General features: G+C 66.9%; 10 protein-coding genes. 6 read left to right on the top strand and 4 right to left on the bottom strand.

Translation table 11 applies throughout. The features are described 5' to 3' along the window. Positions 1-10 precede the first annotated feature (10 nt). Entirely contained in the window at positions 11-2,641 is a 2,631-nt protein-coding gene (leuS, locus tag J2X67_RS10620; RefSeq protein WP_309952857.1) for a leucine--tRNA ligase, read from the bottom strand. A gap of 117 nt (positions 2,642-2,758) precedes the next feature. Here leuS and J2X67_RS10615 point away from each other — a divergent pair, with 117 nt between their 5' ends. Further along, positions 2,759-3,733: a tripartite tricarboxylate transporter substrate binding protein gene (locus J2X67_RS10615; RefSeq protein ID WP_309952854.1), complete on the top strand. Its 975-nt coding sequence runs from the start codon at positions 2,759-2,761 to the stop codon at positions 3,731-3,733. After that, positions 3,726-4,814, top strand: a complete 1,089-nt coding sequence (locus J2X67_RS10610; protein WP_309952852.1) for an NAD/NADP octopine/nopaline dehydrogenase family protein — start codon at positions 3,726-3,728, stop codon at positions 4,812-4,814. The genes J2X67_RS10615 and J2X67_RS10610 overlap by 8 nt, the downstream gene beginning before the upstream one ends. Here J2X67_RS10610 and J2X67_RS10605 read toward each other — a convergent pair. Genes J2X67_RS10605 through J2X67_RS10595 form a run of 3 tightly spaced genes read right to left on the bottom strand, consistent with a single transcriptional unit; the run spans position 4,809 to position 7,442 of the window. Then, positions 4,809-5,408 (bottom strand): peroxidase-related enzyme, encoded by a 600-nt coding sequence (locus J2X67_RS10605; RefSeq protein WP_309952850.1) that lies wholly within the window; start codon positions 5,406-5,408, stop codon positions 4,809-4,811. The genes J2X67_RS10610 and J2X67_RS10605 overlap by 6 nt on opposite strands. Continuing rightward, on the bottom strand, positions 5,405-5,929 hold the full coding sequence (locus tag J2X67_RS10600; RefSeq protein WP_309952847.1) for a CMD domain protein: 525 nt from the start codon (positions 5,927-5,929) through the stop codon (positions 5,405-5,407). The genes J2X67_RS10605 and J2X67_RS10600 overlap by 4 nt, the downstream gene beginning before the upstream one ends. A gap of 37 nt (positions 5,930-5,966) precedes the next feature. Then, the gene (locus J2X67_RS10595) at positions 5,967-7,442 is read right to left on the bottom strand and encodes an NAD(P)/FAD-dependent oxidoreductase (protein ID WP_309952845.1); all 1,476 of its coding nucleotides are present in this window, start codon (positions 7,440-7,442) and stop codon (positions 5,967-5,969) included. Between the two features lie 141 nt (positions 7,443-7,583). Between J2X67_RS10595 and J2X67_RS10590 the strand changes: the two genes are divergently transcribed. The 4 genes from J2X67_RS10590 to glgC all read left to right on the top strand — a co-directional run bounded on the left by J2X67_RS10590 (position 7,584) and on the right by glgC (position 14,907). Then, positions 7,584-9,260: an alpha glucosidase gene (locus J2X67_RS10590; RefSeq protein WP_309952843.1), complete on the top strand. Its 1,677-nt coding sequence runs from the start codon at positions 7,584-7,586 to the stop codon at positions 9,258-9,260. A 5-nt stretch (positions 9,261-9,265) separates the two neighbouring features. Further along, the gene (gene glgB, locus J2X67_RS10585; protein ID WP_309953087.1) at positions 9,266-11,437 is read left to right on the top strand and encodes a 1,4-alpha-glucan branching protein GlgB; all 2,172 of its coding nucleotides are present in this window, start codon (positions 9,266-9,268) and stop codon (positions 11,435-11,437) included. A gap of 4 nt (positions 11,438-11,441) precedes the next feature. Next, a complete protein-coding gene (gene glgX, locus J2X67_RS10580) occupies positions 11,442-13,520 on the top strand; it encodes a glycogen debranching protein GlgX (protein ID WP_309952841.1) in 2,079 nt (692 codons plus the stop codon). A gap of 88 nt (positions 13,521-13,608) precedes the next feature. Continuing rightward, positions 13,609-14,907: a glucose-1-phosphate adenylyltransferase gene (gene glgC, locus J2X67_RS10575; protein ID WP_309952839.1), complete on the top strand. Its 1,299-nt coding sequence runs from the start codon at positions 13,609-13,611 to the stop codon at positions 14,905-14,907. The last annotated feature ends 11 nt before the right edge of the window (positions 14,908-14,918 follow it).

Below are 14,918 nucleotides of genomic sequence, written 5' to 3'. Positions count from 1 at the left end.
GTGTCGTTATTCAAATGACCACGTTGACCAGGCGGCCGGGCACCACGATGATGCGCTTGGCCGGCGCACCTTCCGCGAACTTGACGAAGTCGTCGCAGGAAAGCGCGAGCTGTTCGATCTCGGCCTTGGAGGCGCCCGCCGGCACGCGCAGCGCGCCGCGCAGCTTGCCGTTGACCTGGAGCATGAGCTCGATCTCGTCCTGCTCGAGCGCAGCCAGGTCCACCACCGGCCACGGCGCATCGAGCAGGCCGCCCAGTTCCTTGTCGTAGCCGAGCTGCTGCCACAGCTGGAATGCGATGTGCGGGGTGGCGGGGTAGAGGCAGCGCAGCAGAATGCCGAACCCCTCGCGCAGCGCGGCGGCGTCGCCGGGGCTGCCGTCGGGCTTGAAGCCTTCGAGCGCGTTGAGCAGCTTCATTGCGCCCGACACCACCGTGTTGTATTGCATGCGCTGGTAGTCGTAGTCGACCTGGCGCAGCACGGTGTGCACCTCGCGGCGCAGCGCCTGGGCGTTCTTGCCGAAAGACTGGCCGCCAAGGGCCACCGGCTGCACGTCGGCCTGCGCCGCGCCGAAGTTCCACACCCGGCGCAGGAACCGGTAGCTGCCTTCGACGGCCGCGTCGTTCCACTCGAGCGTGGCTTCCGGCGGCGCGGTGAACATGGTGTACAGGCGCGCAGTGTCGGCGCCGTACTTTTCGATCAGGTCTTGCGGGTCGACGCCGTTGCGCTCGCTCTTGCCCATCTTGCCGACACCGCCGTACTCGACCTTCATGCCGTCTGCGGTGGTGCCGCCGACGATGCGGCCCTGCGCGTCGAGCACGGGCGTCACCTCCAGCGGCGGGTGGTAGTTCTTGCCGCCCTTTTCGTCGCGGTGGTAGTAGATGTGGTTCAGCACCATGCCCTGCGTAAGCAGCTTGCTGAAGGGCTCATCGGCCTTCACGAGGCCCAGGTCGCGCATCACCTTGGTCCAGAAGCGCGCATACAGCAGGTGAAGAATCGCGTGCTCGATGCCGCCGATGTACTGGTCCATCGGCATCCAGTAGTTGGCACCCTCGGCAACCATCGCCTGGTCGTTCTTCGGGTCGCAATAGCGCATGAAGTACCACGAGCTGTCGACGAAGGTGTCCATCGTGTCGGTCTCGCGCCGCGCGGGCTTGCCGCACACGGGGCAGACCACGCCGGCATGGAAGCCTTCGTGCTTGGCCAGCGGGTTGCCCGAACCGTCGGGCACGCAATCGGTTGGCAGCACCACGGGCAGGTCCTTCTCGGGGACCGGCACTGCGCCGTGTTCGTCGCAATGGATGATCGGGATCGGCGTGCCCCAGTAGCGCTGGCGGCTCACGCCCCAGTCGCGCAGGCGCCAGGTGGTCTGCATCTCGCCCAGGCCCTTCTGGCCAAGTGCATGCGCCACGGCGGCCACGGCCTCCTTGTAGGTCATGCCGCTGAAGTTGTCGGAGTTGATGGTGACGCCGCGCTGCTTGTCGGCGTACCAGTCCTGCCACTTGTGATAGTCGAAGTGCGGCTCGTCGTCGACCAGCACCACCTGGATGATCTCGATGCCGTACTTGTTGGCAAAGGCGAAGTCGCGCTCGTCATGCGCGGGCACGCCCATCACGGCGCCGTCGCCGTAGTTGATGAGCACGTAGTTGCCCACCCACACAGGCACCTGCTCTTCGGTGATCGGGTGCGTCACGGTGAGGCCCGTGGGCACGCCCTTCTTTTCTTGCGTGGCGAGCTCGGCCTCGGTGGTGCCGCCGGACTTGCATTCCTCGATGAAGGCCGCAACCTTCGGGTCGAGCGTGGCGGCGTGCGCGGCCAGCGGATGCTCGGGCGCCACGGCGCAAAAGGTAACGCCCATGATGGTGTCGGCGCGCGTGGTGAACACGTACATGCGGCCGTCCTGGATCAGCTGGCCGCTCGCGTCCTTGATGCCGTGCGTGAAGGCGAAGCGCACGCCTTCGCTCTTGCCGATCCAGTTCTCCTGCATCAGCTTGACGCGCTCGGGCCAGCCCGGCAGCTTGTGCTGGGTGTGCTCGAGCAGTTCTTCGGCGTAGTCGCTGATCTTCAGGTAGTAGCCCGGAATCTCGCGGCGCTCGACCGTGGCGCCGGTGCGCCAGCCCTTGCCGTCGATCACCTGCTCATTGGCGAGCACGGTCTGGTCGACCGGGTCCCAGTTGACGACCTGGGTCTTGCGGTAGGCAATGCCCTTTTCGAGCATCTTCAGGAACAGCCACTGGTTCCACTTGTAGTAGCTCGGGTCGCAAGTGGCAATCTCGCGGCTCCAGTCGATCGCCAGGCCCATGGCCTGGAGCTGTCCGCGCATGTAGTCGATGTTCTCGTACGTCCACTTGGCCGGCGGCACGCCGTTCTTGAGCGCCGCGTTTTCAGCCGGCAGGCCGAAGGCGTCCCAGCCCATGGGCATGAGCACGTTGTAGCCGCTCATGCGCAGGTAGCGCGTGAGCATGTCGTTGATGGTGTAGTTGCGCACATGGCCCATGTGCAGCTTGCCGCTGGGGTACGGCAGCATCGAGCAGGCGTAGTACTTTTTACGGCTCGCGTCCTCGGTGACGCGGTAGGCATCGGCGGCGCTCCATTGCGCCTGGGCAGCGGACTCGACGTCGCTGGGTTTGTAGCTGGGGTTCATGACGGTTCGGCAGGAGCCCGGCTCGGAGCGGCCGGGGAAGGCGGATTATCGCGCCGGACTAGACTCGTCCCCAGAAATGCAGGACTTCCTGCCACCTGACGCGGATCGGAAAAAGCCATGAAACTGCTTTGGAAACCCCTCGCCCTGGGCCTTGCGGCCTGCCTTGCCACTGCCACGCCGCTGTGGGCGCAGCAGGCCAACGACAAGCCGCTGCGAATCGTCGTGCCCTTCGCCCCGGGCGGCGCGCAGGACGTGATTGCCCGCTACCTGGGCGCCAAGCTCACCGAAAAGCTGGGCGGCACCGTCATCGTCGACAACAAGGCGGGCGCCGGCGGCATCGTGGCGGCCGATGCGGTGGCCAAGGCAACCGACGGCGCCACCGTGCTCCTGGCCACCGGCGGCGCCATCACCATCACCCCCCATCTGCAGGCAAAGATGCCGTACGACCCGGCGCACGACCTCGCCCCCGTGGCCTTGGTCGGGGACACGCCCATGACGGTGGCCGTGCGCACTGAAAGCCCCTATAAAACCCTGGCCGACGTGCTGCGCGACGCCAAGGCCAAGCCGGGCCAGGTCACCTACGCATCCACCGGCAACGGCACCGTGTCTCACCTGACGGGCGCGCTGCTGGCGCAGGCGGCGGGCGTGAACCTGCTGCATGTGCCATACCGTGGCGCGGCCCCGGCGCTCACCGACCTGCTGGGCGGGCAGGTGGCGCTGATCGTTACCAGCGCAGCCTCCATCGAGCCGATGGTCGCAAGCGGCAAGGCCCGCGTGCTCGGCACTTTCTCGCGCGCGGCGCTGCCCAGTCTCGGCACCCCGCCTACGGTGGCCGAGGCCACAGGGCTGCCGGGCATGGACGTGCCGGTGTGGGTGGGCGTGATGGCGCCGGCACGCATGCCGGCGGCCGGCATCGAAAAGCTGTCGGCGGCGCTGGTCGAGGTGTGCAACCTGCCCGAAACGAAACAGCGTTTTGCACAGCTTGGCGCCGTGAACACCTGCGGCGGCGGCCCGGCGCTGGCCAAGGTCATTTCAGAAGACAGCCAACGCTGGGAGAAGGTGATCAGGCAGGGCGGGATCAAGGTTGACTGAGGCAGAGGCAAAGCCGGCAAGGCGCTATCGGGTCGGCATTGCGGGCGCAGGCGCCATCGCACTCGCCAGCGCGGCGTGGCTGAGGCAGGCGGGGCACGCTGCCATGCTCTGGTCGCCCGGCGGCCAAGGGGCCGAGGCCTTGCGCACGCAGCCGCTCGAAGCCAGCGGCGTGCAGCCGTGCACCGTTGCCGTCGAGGTTGCGAACGATGCGGCCGAACTCTGCCTTGCCTCGGACGTGCTGCTGATTGCGCTCCCGGTGAACGGGCACAAACGCGTAATGGATGCGCTGCTGCCCTCCCTGCGCGACGGTCAGGTCGTGATCGTCAGCTCGATGGCCTCGCTGTCCGCGCTGTACCTGTATGAAAGCGCTCTTCGCGCGGGCAGGCGAATCACCGTTGCGAGCTTTGGCACCACGGTGCTGACCGCGCGCCGCGAGTCGGGCACGCAGGTCAGGGTGATGACGCGGCGCAAGGCGGTGGGCGTATCCGCCCTGCCGGGCGCCAACCTCGAAGAGGCCCTTGCACTGTGCACCGCCCTGTTCGGCAACGGCTTCTTTCCGCAGCAAAACACGCTCGCCAGCGCACTCGCGAACGTCAATCCGCAGTCCCATGGCCCGCTTGCCGTTTTCAACTGGAGCCGCATCGAACGCGCGGAAAACTGGCCTCAATACCACTGCATGACCCCCGGCGTGGCCCGTGCGATCGAGGCGCTGGACCTGGAGAGGCTGGCCGTGGCCAAGGCATTCGGCATCGAGCTCGGGCCCATCGAGGAACACTTTGCGCGCTCCTTCGGCACCGAATCGGCGCGGCTCGAAGACATTGCGGCCGAGTTGCATGCCAAGCGGGGCGGCCCGCCGGGGCCTGTGCGCACCGACACCCGCTATGTGACCGAAGACATGCCCTATGGCCTGGCGTTCATCGAGGCGCTGGGCCGGATTGCCGGCGTGCCCACGCCCGCAACGCGCACCATCGTGGATGCCGCCTCGCTGGTGAGCGGCACCGACTACCGGCAACAGAACGACCTGCTGGCCCCCTTGAATCTGTCCGCCGAAACCGTGGCGGGGCTGCTCGCCCGGCTATGAAGCGGGCGTTGCCTCGGGAAAGACCGGCTCGCCCAGGTTGAGCATCAGCCGGTTGGCCCAGGCAAAGAGCGCCACCGAATGGATCAGGTCGAGAATCTCGAGTTCGGCCAGCCCCACCTCTTTCAGCGCTTTCACGTCTTCCGCCGACACCTTGTCGGGCTCGGCGCCAAGCCGTATCGAAAACTCGACGATGGCCTTTTCGCGCGGCGTGGTGCCCGCCGAGGCCGGCTCCTCGAACACCTGCGAGATCACGTCGTTGCGCTTGGCAAGCTGTTCGAAGCGCTGCGCATGCACCGAGGCGCAATACACGCAGCCGTTGACGCGCGATTCGACCGTGGCGCCCAGTTCACGCTCGGCCCGCGGCATGCCGCCCGGCGCAAACATGATCGCGTTGAAGGCAATCGAACGCTGCAGCAGCATTTCGGGCTGATGCGCCAGCACCAGAAAGTACGGCGAGGTGCGCGCCTGCGGGCTCATCTCGTCGAGCGCGGCCAGTTGCGCCGGCGTGGCGGAGGCAACGTCGACCGGGTCGAGCCAGGGCCTCCAGCTCAGCACCTCGTTGGTAAAGCCCTTGATGCGGATCGGCGTGGTCATTGCGATACCTCCGAAGCTGCGAGCGCCTGCAGGCCCGCGACCATGCGTATCTGGTAGGACAAAAAGGCAATCAGTTGGCCGAGCGCGACGATGGCGGGCGTCGAAAGGCCCGCCTGGGCCAGTGCCTCGACCGAGGCCTTGTCGCCTTCGATGGGGCGCTCGATCAGGCTGGCGGTAAACGCCAGCACGGTGCGCAGCCGCGTATCCGCCACCGGGGCGCCGCTCCCAACGGCTGCAACCAGTTCGCGGTCTGCGCCCTCGGCCAGCAAGCGCTCGCGGTAGTGCCCGGCAAGCGTCGCGGCCTTGGAAACGCTGCAGGCGTGCAGCGCCACCAGCAGGCGCTCGGCCACCGAAATGCCTTCGACCGTGGGGGAGAACATGGCGTCGTAGCTGCCCTGCGTGGCCGCCATGACCTTGTCGCGCTGCAGCCGCAGCGTGCGGGTGGCCTGGGTTGGTGCCAGCGGCACCGAGGCGTCGACCACGTCGAGCGGTGCAGATGCGTCGTAGGAAGTTGTTGTCATGCGTTTCAGTTCAATCCGGTTCAAAAAGTCCGAAGGTTCAGCCACGTTCGGCCGGCGGCGGTGCGGGCACCCATTCGTCGCCGAACAGTTCGGGCTCGCTGTAGGCTTCGATGTTGGCAAAGTGGTGCTCGAAATCTTCGCGATAGAAAAGGCTGGCCATGCCGCTCGCAAGCCGCTTGGCGCCGTCGCTGATCGCGGGAATGTCGCCCGACACCGTGCCGTGCGACAAGGCCGCCGGGTAGCAGAAGCAATGGATTCGCTCGAGCCCCGGGCATTCGCCGGGCATGCGCTCCTGAAACTCGAACACCGGGCCGAGATCGGGCGAGTCGGCCAGCTCCTGGTCTTCGTTGCCGGGCGTGGGCACGAAGCGGTCTTTCCAGGTGCGCACATGCGATGCAATGGCATCGAACTCGGGACGGTTGCTCCAGTCGACCTTGAAGCCGGTCGAGACAATGAGAAAGTCGAAAACGAAATCGCCCTTCGGCGTGGACACCCGCATCGACGCGCCCTGCGGCTCGATCGAAAGAACCGGGCAGCCGAAGTTGAAGAACGCATTCGGAAACCGCGACACGCGCAGCGTGCTGCCGTGCGGAGGCGGCACGTTCGCCACGTTGATGTAGTGGCGAATGCGCCACTTGAGCTCATCGGGCAGGTCGTAGTGCCCCTGCGTCAGGCCCGGCACGCCGGCGCCCTTGCCCTTGTTGACGCGCGGCAGGTCGGGCCGGCGGATCAGCAGCTCGACGCTGTGCGCGCCGCATTCGAGTGCGGTGGCCGCGCTGTCCATGGCCGAGGAGCCTGCGCCGATCACACCCACGCGCAGGCCGGCCAGCTTGCCGTAGTCCATCGCGTCGGACGAGTGCGCCCATTTCGAGCGCGGCAATGCATGGACAAAAGCAGGAACGGCGGGGCCGCCGAGCCCGTCGCGCCCCGTGGCAAGCACCACGCGGCGCGCCAGCACGCGCTGCGCTCCGGCGGGCGTGCGCAGCTCCAGCCGCACCAGCGGCGCATCGGGCAACGGCCTGATTGCGGTGACCGCGGTCTCGTTGCGCACATCGACGTTCATCACGCGTCGGTACCAGACCAGGTAATCCATCCACTGCAGGCGCGGGATCTTGTCCAGCACCGCCCAGGCTTCGGCGCCGAACTGGGCCTCGAACCAGGCGCGGAAGGTCAGCGCGGGCAGGCCGAGCGCAGGGCCGGTCAGCTCCTTGGGCGAACGCAGGGTTTCCATGCGCGCGGTGGTGGCCCATGGCCCTTCGTTGCCCGGCGGCGAGCGGTCGAACACCACCGCGCGAATGCCTTGCTGCGCAAGGGCAGCGGCGGCCGCGAGCCCGGCCTGTCCGCCCCCGATGATGGCCACGTCGAGCACCGGCTCGCCTGCGTGCTCGCGAACGGGCATCCATGGACGTGCTGGCCAGCCGAGGCATTCCAGATCCTTGGCAAGCCGCTTCTCGAGCGCGGCAAGGCCTTCCGGCGAAGAAGAAAGTACGAAGGGAGCGGGGTCGGTTGTCATCTTGCAAGCGGGAACGGGAGCGGGGTTCACATGAAACCCCTGCCCAGTGTAGAAAGCTTTTCAGGTGTGCCGGTTTGGGCCCATGCATGGACCGGGCCCGGATCTCGCATGCCACAATGATTTTCAGACCACAGGGGCAGCATGCGCAGCAATCACGGCAGTAACAGCGAATGGTGGCGCGGCGCGGTGATCTACCAGATCTACCCGCGCAGCTTCATGGACAGCAACGGCGATGGCATTGGCGACCTGCCTGGCATCACCTCCAGGCTCGAGCACATGGCAGGCCTGGGGGTCGACGCGATCTGGGTGTCGCCCTTCTTCCGCTCGCCGATGAAGGACTTCGGCTACGACGTGTCCGACTACCGCGACGTGGACCCGATCTTCGGCACCCTGGACGACTTCGACGAGATGCTGGCCCGCGCGCATTCGCTGGGCCTGAAGATCATCATCGACCAGGTGCTTTCGCATACTTCGGACCAACACGCCTGGTTTGCCGAAAGCCGCTCGAGCCGCACCAATCCCAAGGCAGACTGGTACGTATGGGCCGACCCGAAGCCCGACGGCACGCCGCCGACCAACTGGCTGTCGGTGTTTGGCGGCCCGGCATGGCAGTGGGACTCGCGCCGCCGGCAGTACTACCTGCACAGCTTTCTCAAGGAGCAGCCCGACCTGAACTTTCACTGCGCCGAGGTGCAGGAGGCGCTGCTGGGCGAAGTGCGTTTCTGGTGCGAGCGCGGCGTGGACGGCTTTCGCTTCGATGCATGCAACCACCAGTTCCACGATGCACTGCTGCGCGACAACCCGCCCGCCAGCACGGCCGCGCTGGACGAGGTGAGCACCGTGCGCGCCGACAACCCCTATGCCATGCAGCAGCACCTCTACGACAAGAGCCAGATGGAGAACCTGCTCTTTCTCGAAAGCCTGCGCAAGCTGCTCGATGCCTACGGCGCGGTCGCGCTCGGTGAAGTGGGCGACGAGAACGCACCGCCCGTGATGGCGCAGTACACCGAACTGGGCCGTCGCCTGCACCTGGCCTACAGCTTCAGCCTGCTGACGGCCGACCACAGCGTGCAGCACCTGCGCCACCAGGTCGAAACACTCGACCAGGCGCTTGCGCCCACGGGCGGCTGGGGCTGCTGGGCCGTGTCCAACCACGATGTGCCCCGCGTGGCCACGCGCTGGAGCAACGGCAAACCCGAAGACACCCGGCGCGACCGGCTCTGGCTGACGCTGCTGCTCACCCTGCGCGGCAGCGCCAGCATCTACCAGGGCGAGGAACTCGGCCTGCCCGAAGCCGAGGTGCCGTTCGAGTTGCTGCAAGACCCCTACGGCCGCGCGTTCTGGCCCGAGTTCAAGGGCCGCGACGGCTGCCGCACGCCCATGCCCTGGAAGGCCGACGAGCTCCACGCCGGCTTCACCACCGGCGGGCCATGGCTGCCGGTCCACGGCCGCCACCTGCCGCTGGCTGTCGATCGCCAATCGACCGACCCCGACTCCATGCTCGCCTTCAGCCGCGCGCTGCTGCACTGGCGCCGCACGCAGCCGCTGCTGCGCACGGGCAGCATCACGTTCTTCGATGCGCCCGAGCCGGTGCTGTGGTTCGAGCGGCGCGAAGGCAACCAGTCTCTGCAAGCCCTTTTCAACCTGGGCGACGAATCCGTTTCGGTCGCGTTGCACGAGCCGCTCTTGCCGTTGCCGGGACACCCGCATTCGCCGCAGGCCGGCGCGCGCGTGCAGGCAACCGGCGACACGTGCACGCTGACACTGGCACCCTACGGCGTCTTTTTCGGTCGCCCCGCCAGCGAAGAGCAAATGTGAAGAACATGCCACCGATGCTGCTGCCCGAACGCGAAGCACGTGCGCTCATGCGCGCCGAACACGGCGATCCCTTCGCGGTGCTCGGGCCGCATGAAACACGAGACGGCCTGCAGGTGCGCGCTCTCTTGCCCGGCGCCCTCAGCGTGGCCGTGATGCACTCGCGCACCGGCTGGCCGCTGGCCATGCTCACCCGGCAAGACGGTACCGACATCTTTTCGGGCCTGGTTCCGGCGGCGGAGGCGTTGCTGGGCTATTCGTTCCAGGTCGACTGGGGCACGCACACTTCGCGGCTCGAAGACCCTTACCGCTTTCCGTTCGTGCTCGGCGAAACGGACGTGTGGCTGCTGGCCGAGGGCACCCACCTGCGGCCTTGGGAGCAGCTGGGCGCGCACCTGCGAGAGGTCGATGGCGTCAAGGGCGTTGCGTTTGCGGTGTGGGCGCCGAACGCGCGGCGGGTGTCCGTGGTGGGAGACTTCAACAACTGGGACGGCCGTCGCCACATGATGCGGCTGCGCCGCGAGTGCGGTGTGTGGGAAATCTTTGCGCCGCAAGTGGCCACCGGCGACAGCTACGAATTCGAGATTCTTTCCTCCGAAGGCGAGGTGCTGCGCAAGGCCGACCCGTTCGCTTTTTCTTCGCGCCTGCGGCCCGAAACCGCATGCGTGGTGGCACCGCTGCCCGCCCCGGCAGCCATGCCGCCCGAACGTGCAGCAGCCAACGGCCGCGATGCACCGGTCAGCATCTACGAAGTGCACCTGGGCTCGTGGCGCCGCAAGAACGGGCACGAGTGGCTGGACTATCGCGAGTTGGCCGACACGCTGGTGCCCTATGCGCGCGACATGGGCTTTACGCACATCGAGCTGTTGCCGGTGAGCGAGCATCCGTTCGACGGCTCGTGGGGCTACCAGCCCATCGGCCTGTATGCCCCCACGTCGCGCTTCGGCACACCGGGCGACTTTCGCCACTTTGTCGAAACGGCGCACGCGGCGGGGCTCGGCGTCATCCTCGACTGGGTACCCGCGCACTTTCCGACCGATGCACACGGCCTCGGCCGCTTCGACGGCACTGCGCTCTACGAATACGCCGACCCGCGCGAAGGCTTTCACAACGACTGGAAGACGCTCATCTTCAACTACGCGCGCACCGAAGTGCGCAACTATCTCGTCGGCAATGCGCTGTACTGGCTCGAACGCTATGGGGTCGATGGCCTGCGCGTCGATGCGGTGGCCTCCATGCTCTACCGCGACTACAGCCGCAAGGCGGGCGAGTGGGTGCCCAACGCCTATGGCGGACGCGAGAACCTCGAGGCCATCGGCTTCCTGCGGCGCATGAACCACGTGGTGGGCGTGGAGCGGCCGGGCGCGATCACGCTGGCCGAAGAATCGACCAGTTTTCCGGGCGTGACGCGGCCGCCCGAAGACGGCGGCCTGGGCTTTCACTACAAATGGAACATGGGCTGGATGAACGACACGCTCGCCTATGCGGGCACCGACCCCGTCCACCGCAAGCACCATCACCAGCAGATCACCTTCGGGCTGATGTATGCGCACAGCGAGAACTTCGTGCTGCCGCTGTCGCACGACGAAGTGGTGCACGGCAAGGGCTCGATGTTCGGGCGCATGCCGGGCGACGAGTGGCAAAAGTTTGCGGGGCTGCGCAACCTGTACGGCTACCTGTGGGCCTACCCGGGAAAGAAGCTGCTCTTCATGGGAAGCGAATTTGCTCAGGTGGCCGAATGGAACGCGGACCGCAGCCTGGACTGGCACCTGTTGGAGCACGCGCAGCACCAGGGGGTTCGGCGCCTGGTGCGCGACCTGAACAACGTGTACCGGCACTTTCCTGCCTTGCATCAGCTCGACACCGAAAGAGCCGGCTTCGAGTGGATCGTCCACGACGATGCCGACCAATCGGTGTTCGCCTTCGTGCGCCGGGCGCGCGACGGTTCGTTCGTGGTGGCGGTGTGCAACTTCACGCCACTGCCGCGGCACGGATACAGGCTCGGGGTACCGGTGGCGGGAGCATATCGCGAGGCCATCAACACCGATGCCGCGGTATACAGCGGCAGCGGCGTGGGCAATGGCGTGGTCCGGAGTTCATCGACCCGGTGGCACGGCAAGGACCATGCAATCGAGATCAGCGTGCCTCCCTTGGCCACCGTGATGTGGGTGTTGGTTTGAGAGCATGCTGAATACGGGTTCCCCTTTTCCCCTTGGCGCAACGCTTTCGCCGAACGGCGTGAACTTTGCGCTCGTGGCGCCGAATGCCGAGGCCGTCGAGCTTTGCCTGTTCGACGGCACGGGCCGCAACGAGCAGCAACGCATCCGGCTGCCCGCCTTTACAGACGGTGTCTGGCATGGGCTGCTGCCGAGCGGACGCGCCGGGCTGGTCTACGGCTTTCGCGTGCACGGCCCGTGGGCACCGCACGAGGGGCAGCGATTCAACGCCGCCAAGGTGCTGCTCGACCCGTATGCGCGCGAGATCGTCGGCGCATACGACGGCAGCGACCTGTTCCTGGGGCATGACCCCGCGAGCCCGGACCAGCGGAGCACGCGCGATAACGCGGCCGTGGCGCTGAAGGCCCGCGTAACGGCGGCCGGCAGCACGGCGGCAACCCCAGGCCATGCCCGCATCCCGGCCGGGGAGCGCGTGCTCTACGAACTGCATGTGCGGGGGCAGACCCGGCTGCACCCCGCCGTGCCCGCCGCATTGCGCGGCACTTACGCCGGCTTGGCCGAGCCCGCGGTGCTCGACCATCTGCAAGGCCTCGGCGTGACCACGCTGAGCCTGATGCCGGTGCAGCACCGCGCCGACGAGCAACGGCTGCTCGCCATGGGCCTCAGCAACTACTGGGGCTACAACACCATCGGCTGGTTTGCGCCCGAGGCTCGCTACTGGAGCGGCCGCCCGGGCACCACGCCTGCGAGCGAATTCCGCGCCATGGCCGATGCGGTGCATGCGCGCGGCATGGAGCTGGTGATCGACGTGGTCTACAACCACAGCGCCGAGACCGACGAGTTCGGCCCCACGCTCTCTCTGCGCGGCATCGACAACGCGCTGTACTACCACCTGCGTGCGGACGACCGTGCGCTGTATGCCAACTGGACCGGGTGCGGCAACTGCCTCAACCTGGCCGAGCCGCGCGTGCTGCAACTGGTGATGGACAGCCTGCGCCATTGGGTTTGCGAGCTCGGCGTGGACGGCTTCCGCTTCGATCTGGCTCCCGTGCTGGGGCGCGGCGCCGATGGCAGCTTCGATGCACAGGCAGCCTTCTTTGCGGCCGTTGCGCAAGACCCGGTGCTCTCGCGCACGCTGCTGATCGCGGAGCCCTGGGACATTGGCGCGGGCGGCTACCGGCTCGGCGAATTTCCGCCGGGCTGGCTCGAGTGGAACGACCGCTACCGCGACACGCAGCGCGGCTTCTGGCTGCGGCAGGGGCGCAGCGGAGCGGCAGGCCTTGGCGATTTTGCGCATCGCTTCACCGCATCGAGTTCGCAGTTTGCCCACCACGGCCGCGCGCCCACCGCCAGCGTCAACTTCATCACCGCGCACGACGGCTTTACGCTGCGCGACCTGCTGAGCTACGAAGAACGCCACAACCTGGCCAACGGCGAGAACAACCGCGACGGCCATGCCCACAACCTCGGCAACAACTTCGGCGTCGAAGGGCCTAGCGACGACCCCGCGGTGCTGGCCTGGCGCAGCCGGCTGCAGCGGGCACTGCTCGCCACGCTGCTGCTCTCGCAAGGCACGCCCATGCTGCTGGCCGGAGACGAGCTCGGCCACAGCCAGCAAGGCAATAACAACGCCTATTGCCAGGACAACGAAACCACCTGGCTCGCCTGGATCGGCACGCACGAACCCGCGAGCAATGCCGCCCGCCTGAGCGCCTTCGTGGCACGGCTCATCGCGTTGAGGCGCGAAGCCCCCGCCCTGCGCAGCACGCGATGGTGGCCCGCTCGACCGGCACCGGGAACACCGGGCATCCGCTGGCTGCGTCCTGACGGAGCGCCCATGCAAGATGCCGACTGGAACCACGGCACGGCACTTGCAATCCTTTTCGAAGCCGCGGCGACGGATGAAACGGCCTGGCTGGTGCTGGTGAATGCGGGGCCGAAAGCTGTTTCTTTTGCACTGCCTTCCGGTGGCTGGCGCTGCCGGCTCGCGACCGACCCCGAGGCGGACATCGGCAGCAGCCCCGGCCAAACCCATGCGGGCACGGTGGAAGTGCCTCATTCGAGCCTCTGGATTGCAAGAACGTAGGAGCCAGCCGTGCGGCACGGTGCTAGGCTGATCGCGGAAACCCCGACGACGACGACGAGACGAACCCGACAACGAACGGAGACCTCAGATGGACAACAACAGCACGCCGCAAGCGCCCCTGCAGGCGCATCAACTGGTTCGCCGCACCATCGCGCTGGTGCTGGCCGGCGGGCGCGGTTCGCGCCTGAAACAGCTGACCGACCGGCGCGCCAAGCCGGCGGTCTACTTTGGCGGCAAGTTCCGCATCATCGATTTCGCGCTGTCCAACTGCCTCAACTCGGGCATCCGGCGCATGGCAGTGGTTACGCAGTACAAGTCGCACTCGCTCATGCGCCACCTGCAGCGCGGCTGGAGCTTTCTGCGCGCGGAACTCAACGAAATGGTCGACGTGCTGCCTGCCCAGCAGCGCACAGGCGACGAGCACTGGTACCGAGGCACGGCCGATGCGGTGTTTCAAAACCTGGACATCATCCAGACCCGCTCGACCAAGCATGACTACGTGGTGGTGCTGGCCGGCGACCACATCTACAAGATGGATTACTCCATCATGGTCAAGGACCACGCCGAGCGCGGGCTGGGCTGCACGGTCGGCTGCATCGAGGTGCCGCGCATGGAGGCCACGGCGTTCGGCGTGATGGCCATCGACGACGGCCGTCAGATCACCGCCTTTCTCGAAAAGCCGGCCGATCCGCCCGCCATGCCTGGCCACCCCGACCTGGCGCTCGCCAGCATGGGCATCTACGTGTTCGACTCCGAATATCTTTACCAGCTGCTCGAAGAAGACGCCGCCAACCCCGATTCGAGCCACGATTTCGGCAAGGACATCATTCCGCGCGCCGTGGCGCAGGGCCGTGCACTGGCGCATCCGTTCGGCATGTCGTGCGTTACCCGTGCCTCGCGCGGGCCCGACGCCAAGGCCTACTGGCGCGACGTGGGCACGATTGATGCATTCTGGGCAGCCAACCTCGATCTGGCCTCGATCACCCCCGAGCTCGACATCTATGACACAGACTGGCCCATCTGGACCTACCAGCGGCAGTTGCCGCCGGCCAAGTTCGTGCTCGACCGGGACGGCAAGCACGGCATGACCGTCAACACCATCGTCTCGGGCGGGTGCATCGTCTCGGGCTCCAAGGTGAGCAGCTCGGTGCTGTTCTCGGGCGTGCGCATTCATTCGTTCTGCGAAATCAACGAAGCCGTGCTGCTGCCCGACGTGGAGGTCGGCCGCGGCTGCAAGCTCAACCGCGTGGTGATCGACCGCGGGTGCGTCATTCCGGACGACATGGTGATCGGCGAAGACGCGGAGGCCGACGCCGCGAACTTCGAGCGCACCGAAACCGGCGTGGTGCTTGTCACGCGCGAAATGCTCAAGCGACTGGCTGCCTGAGGCCGCACCGC

It is taken from the genome of Variovorax sp. 3319, from assembly GCF_031456585.1.
GTDB lineage: Bacteria > Pseudomonadota > Gammaproteobacteria > Burkholderiales > Burkholderiaceae_C > Variovorax > Variovorax paradoxus_P.
This window is presented reverse-complemented; position numbering and strand designations above follow the sequence as displayed.

Bases quoted from the DNA above. Each gene is read 5' to 3' on its own strand.
- J2X67_RS10615 (WP_309952854.1), top strand. From the start codon at position 2,759: ATGAAACTGCTTTGGAAACCCCTCGCCCTGGGCCTTGCGGCCTGCCTT.
- glgC (WP_309952839.1), top strand. From the start codon at position 13,609: ATGGACAACAACAGCACGCCGCAAGCGCCCCTGCAGGCGCATCAACTG.
- leuS (WP_309952857.1), bottom strand. From the start codon at position 2,641: ATGAACCCCAGCTACAAACCCAGCGACGTCGAGTCCGCTGCCCAGGCG.
- J2X67_RS10605 (WP_309952850.1), bottom strand. From the start codon at position 5,408: ATGACCACGCCGATCCGCATCAAGGGCTTTACCAACGAGGTGCTGAGC.
- J2X67_RS10600 (WP_309952847.1), bottom strand. From the start codon at position 5,929: ATGACAACAACTTCCTACGACGCATCTGCACCGCTCGACGTGGTCGAC.
- J2X67_RS10590 (WP_309952843.1), top strand. From the start codon at position 7,584: ATGCGCAGCAATCACGGCAGTAACAGCGAATGGTGGCGCGGCGCGGTG.
- J2X67_RS10595 (WP_309952845.1), bottom strand. From the start codon at position 7,442: ATGACAACCGACCCCGCTCCCTTCGTACTTTCTTCTTCGCCGGAAGGC.
- glgX (WP_309952841.1), top strand. From the start codon at position 11,442: ATGCTGAATACGGGTTCCCCTTTTCCCCTTGGCGCAACGCTTTCGCCG.
- glgB (WP_309953087.1), top strand. From the start codon at position 9,266: ATGCCACCGATGCTGCTGCCCGAACGCGAAGCACGTGCGCTCATGCGC.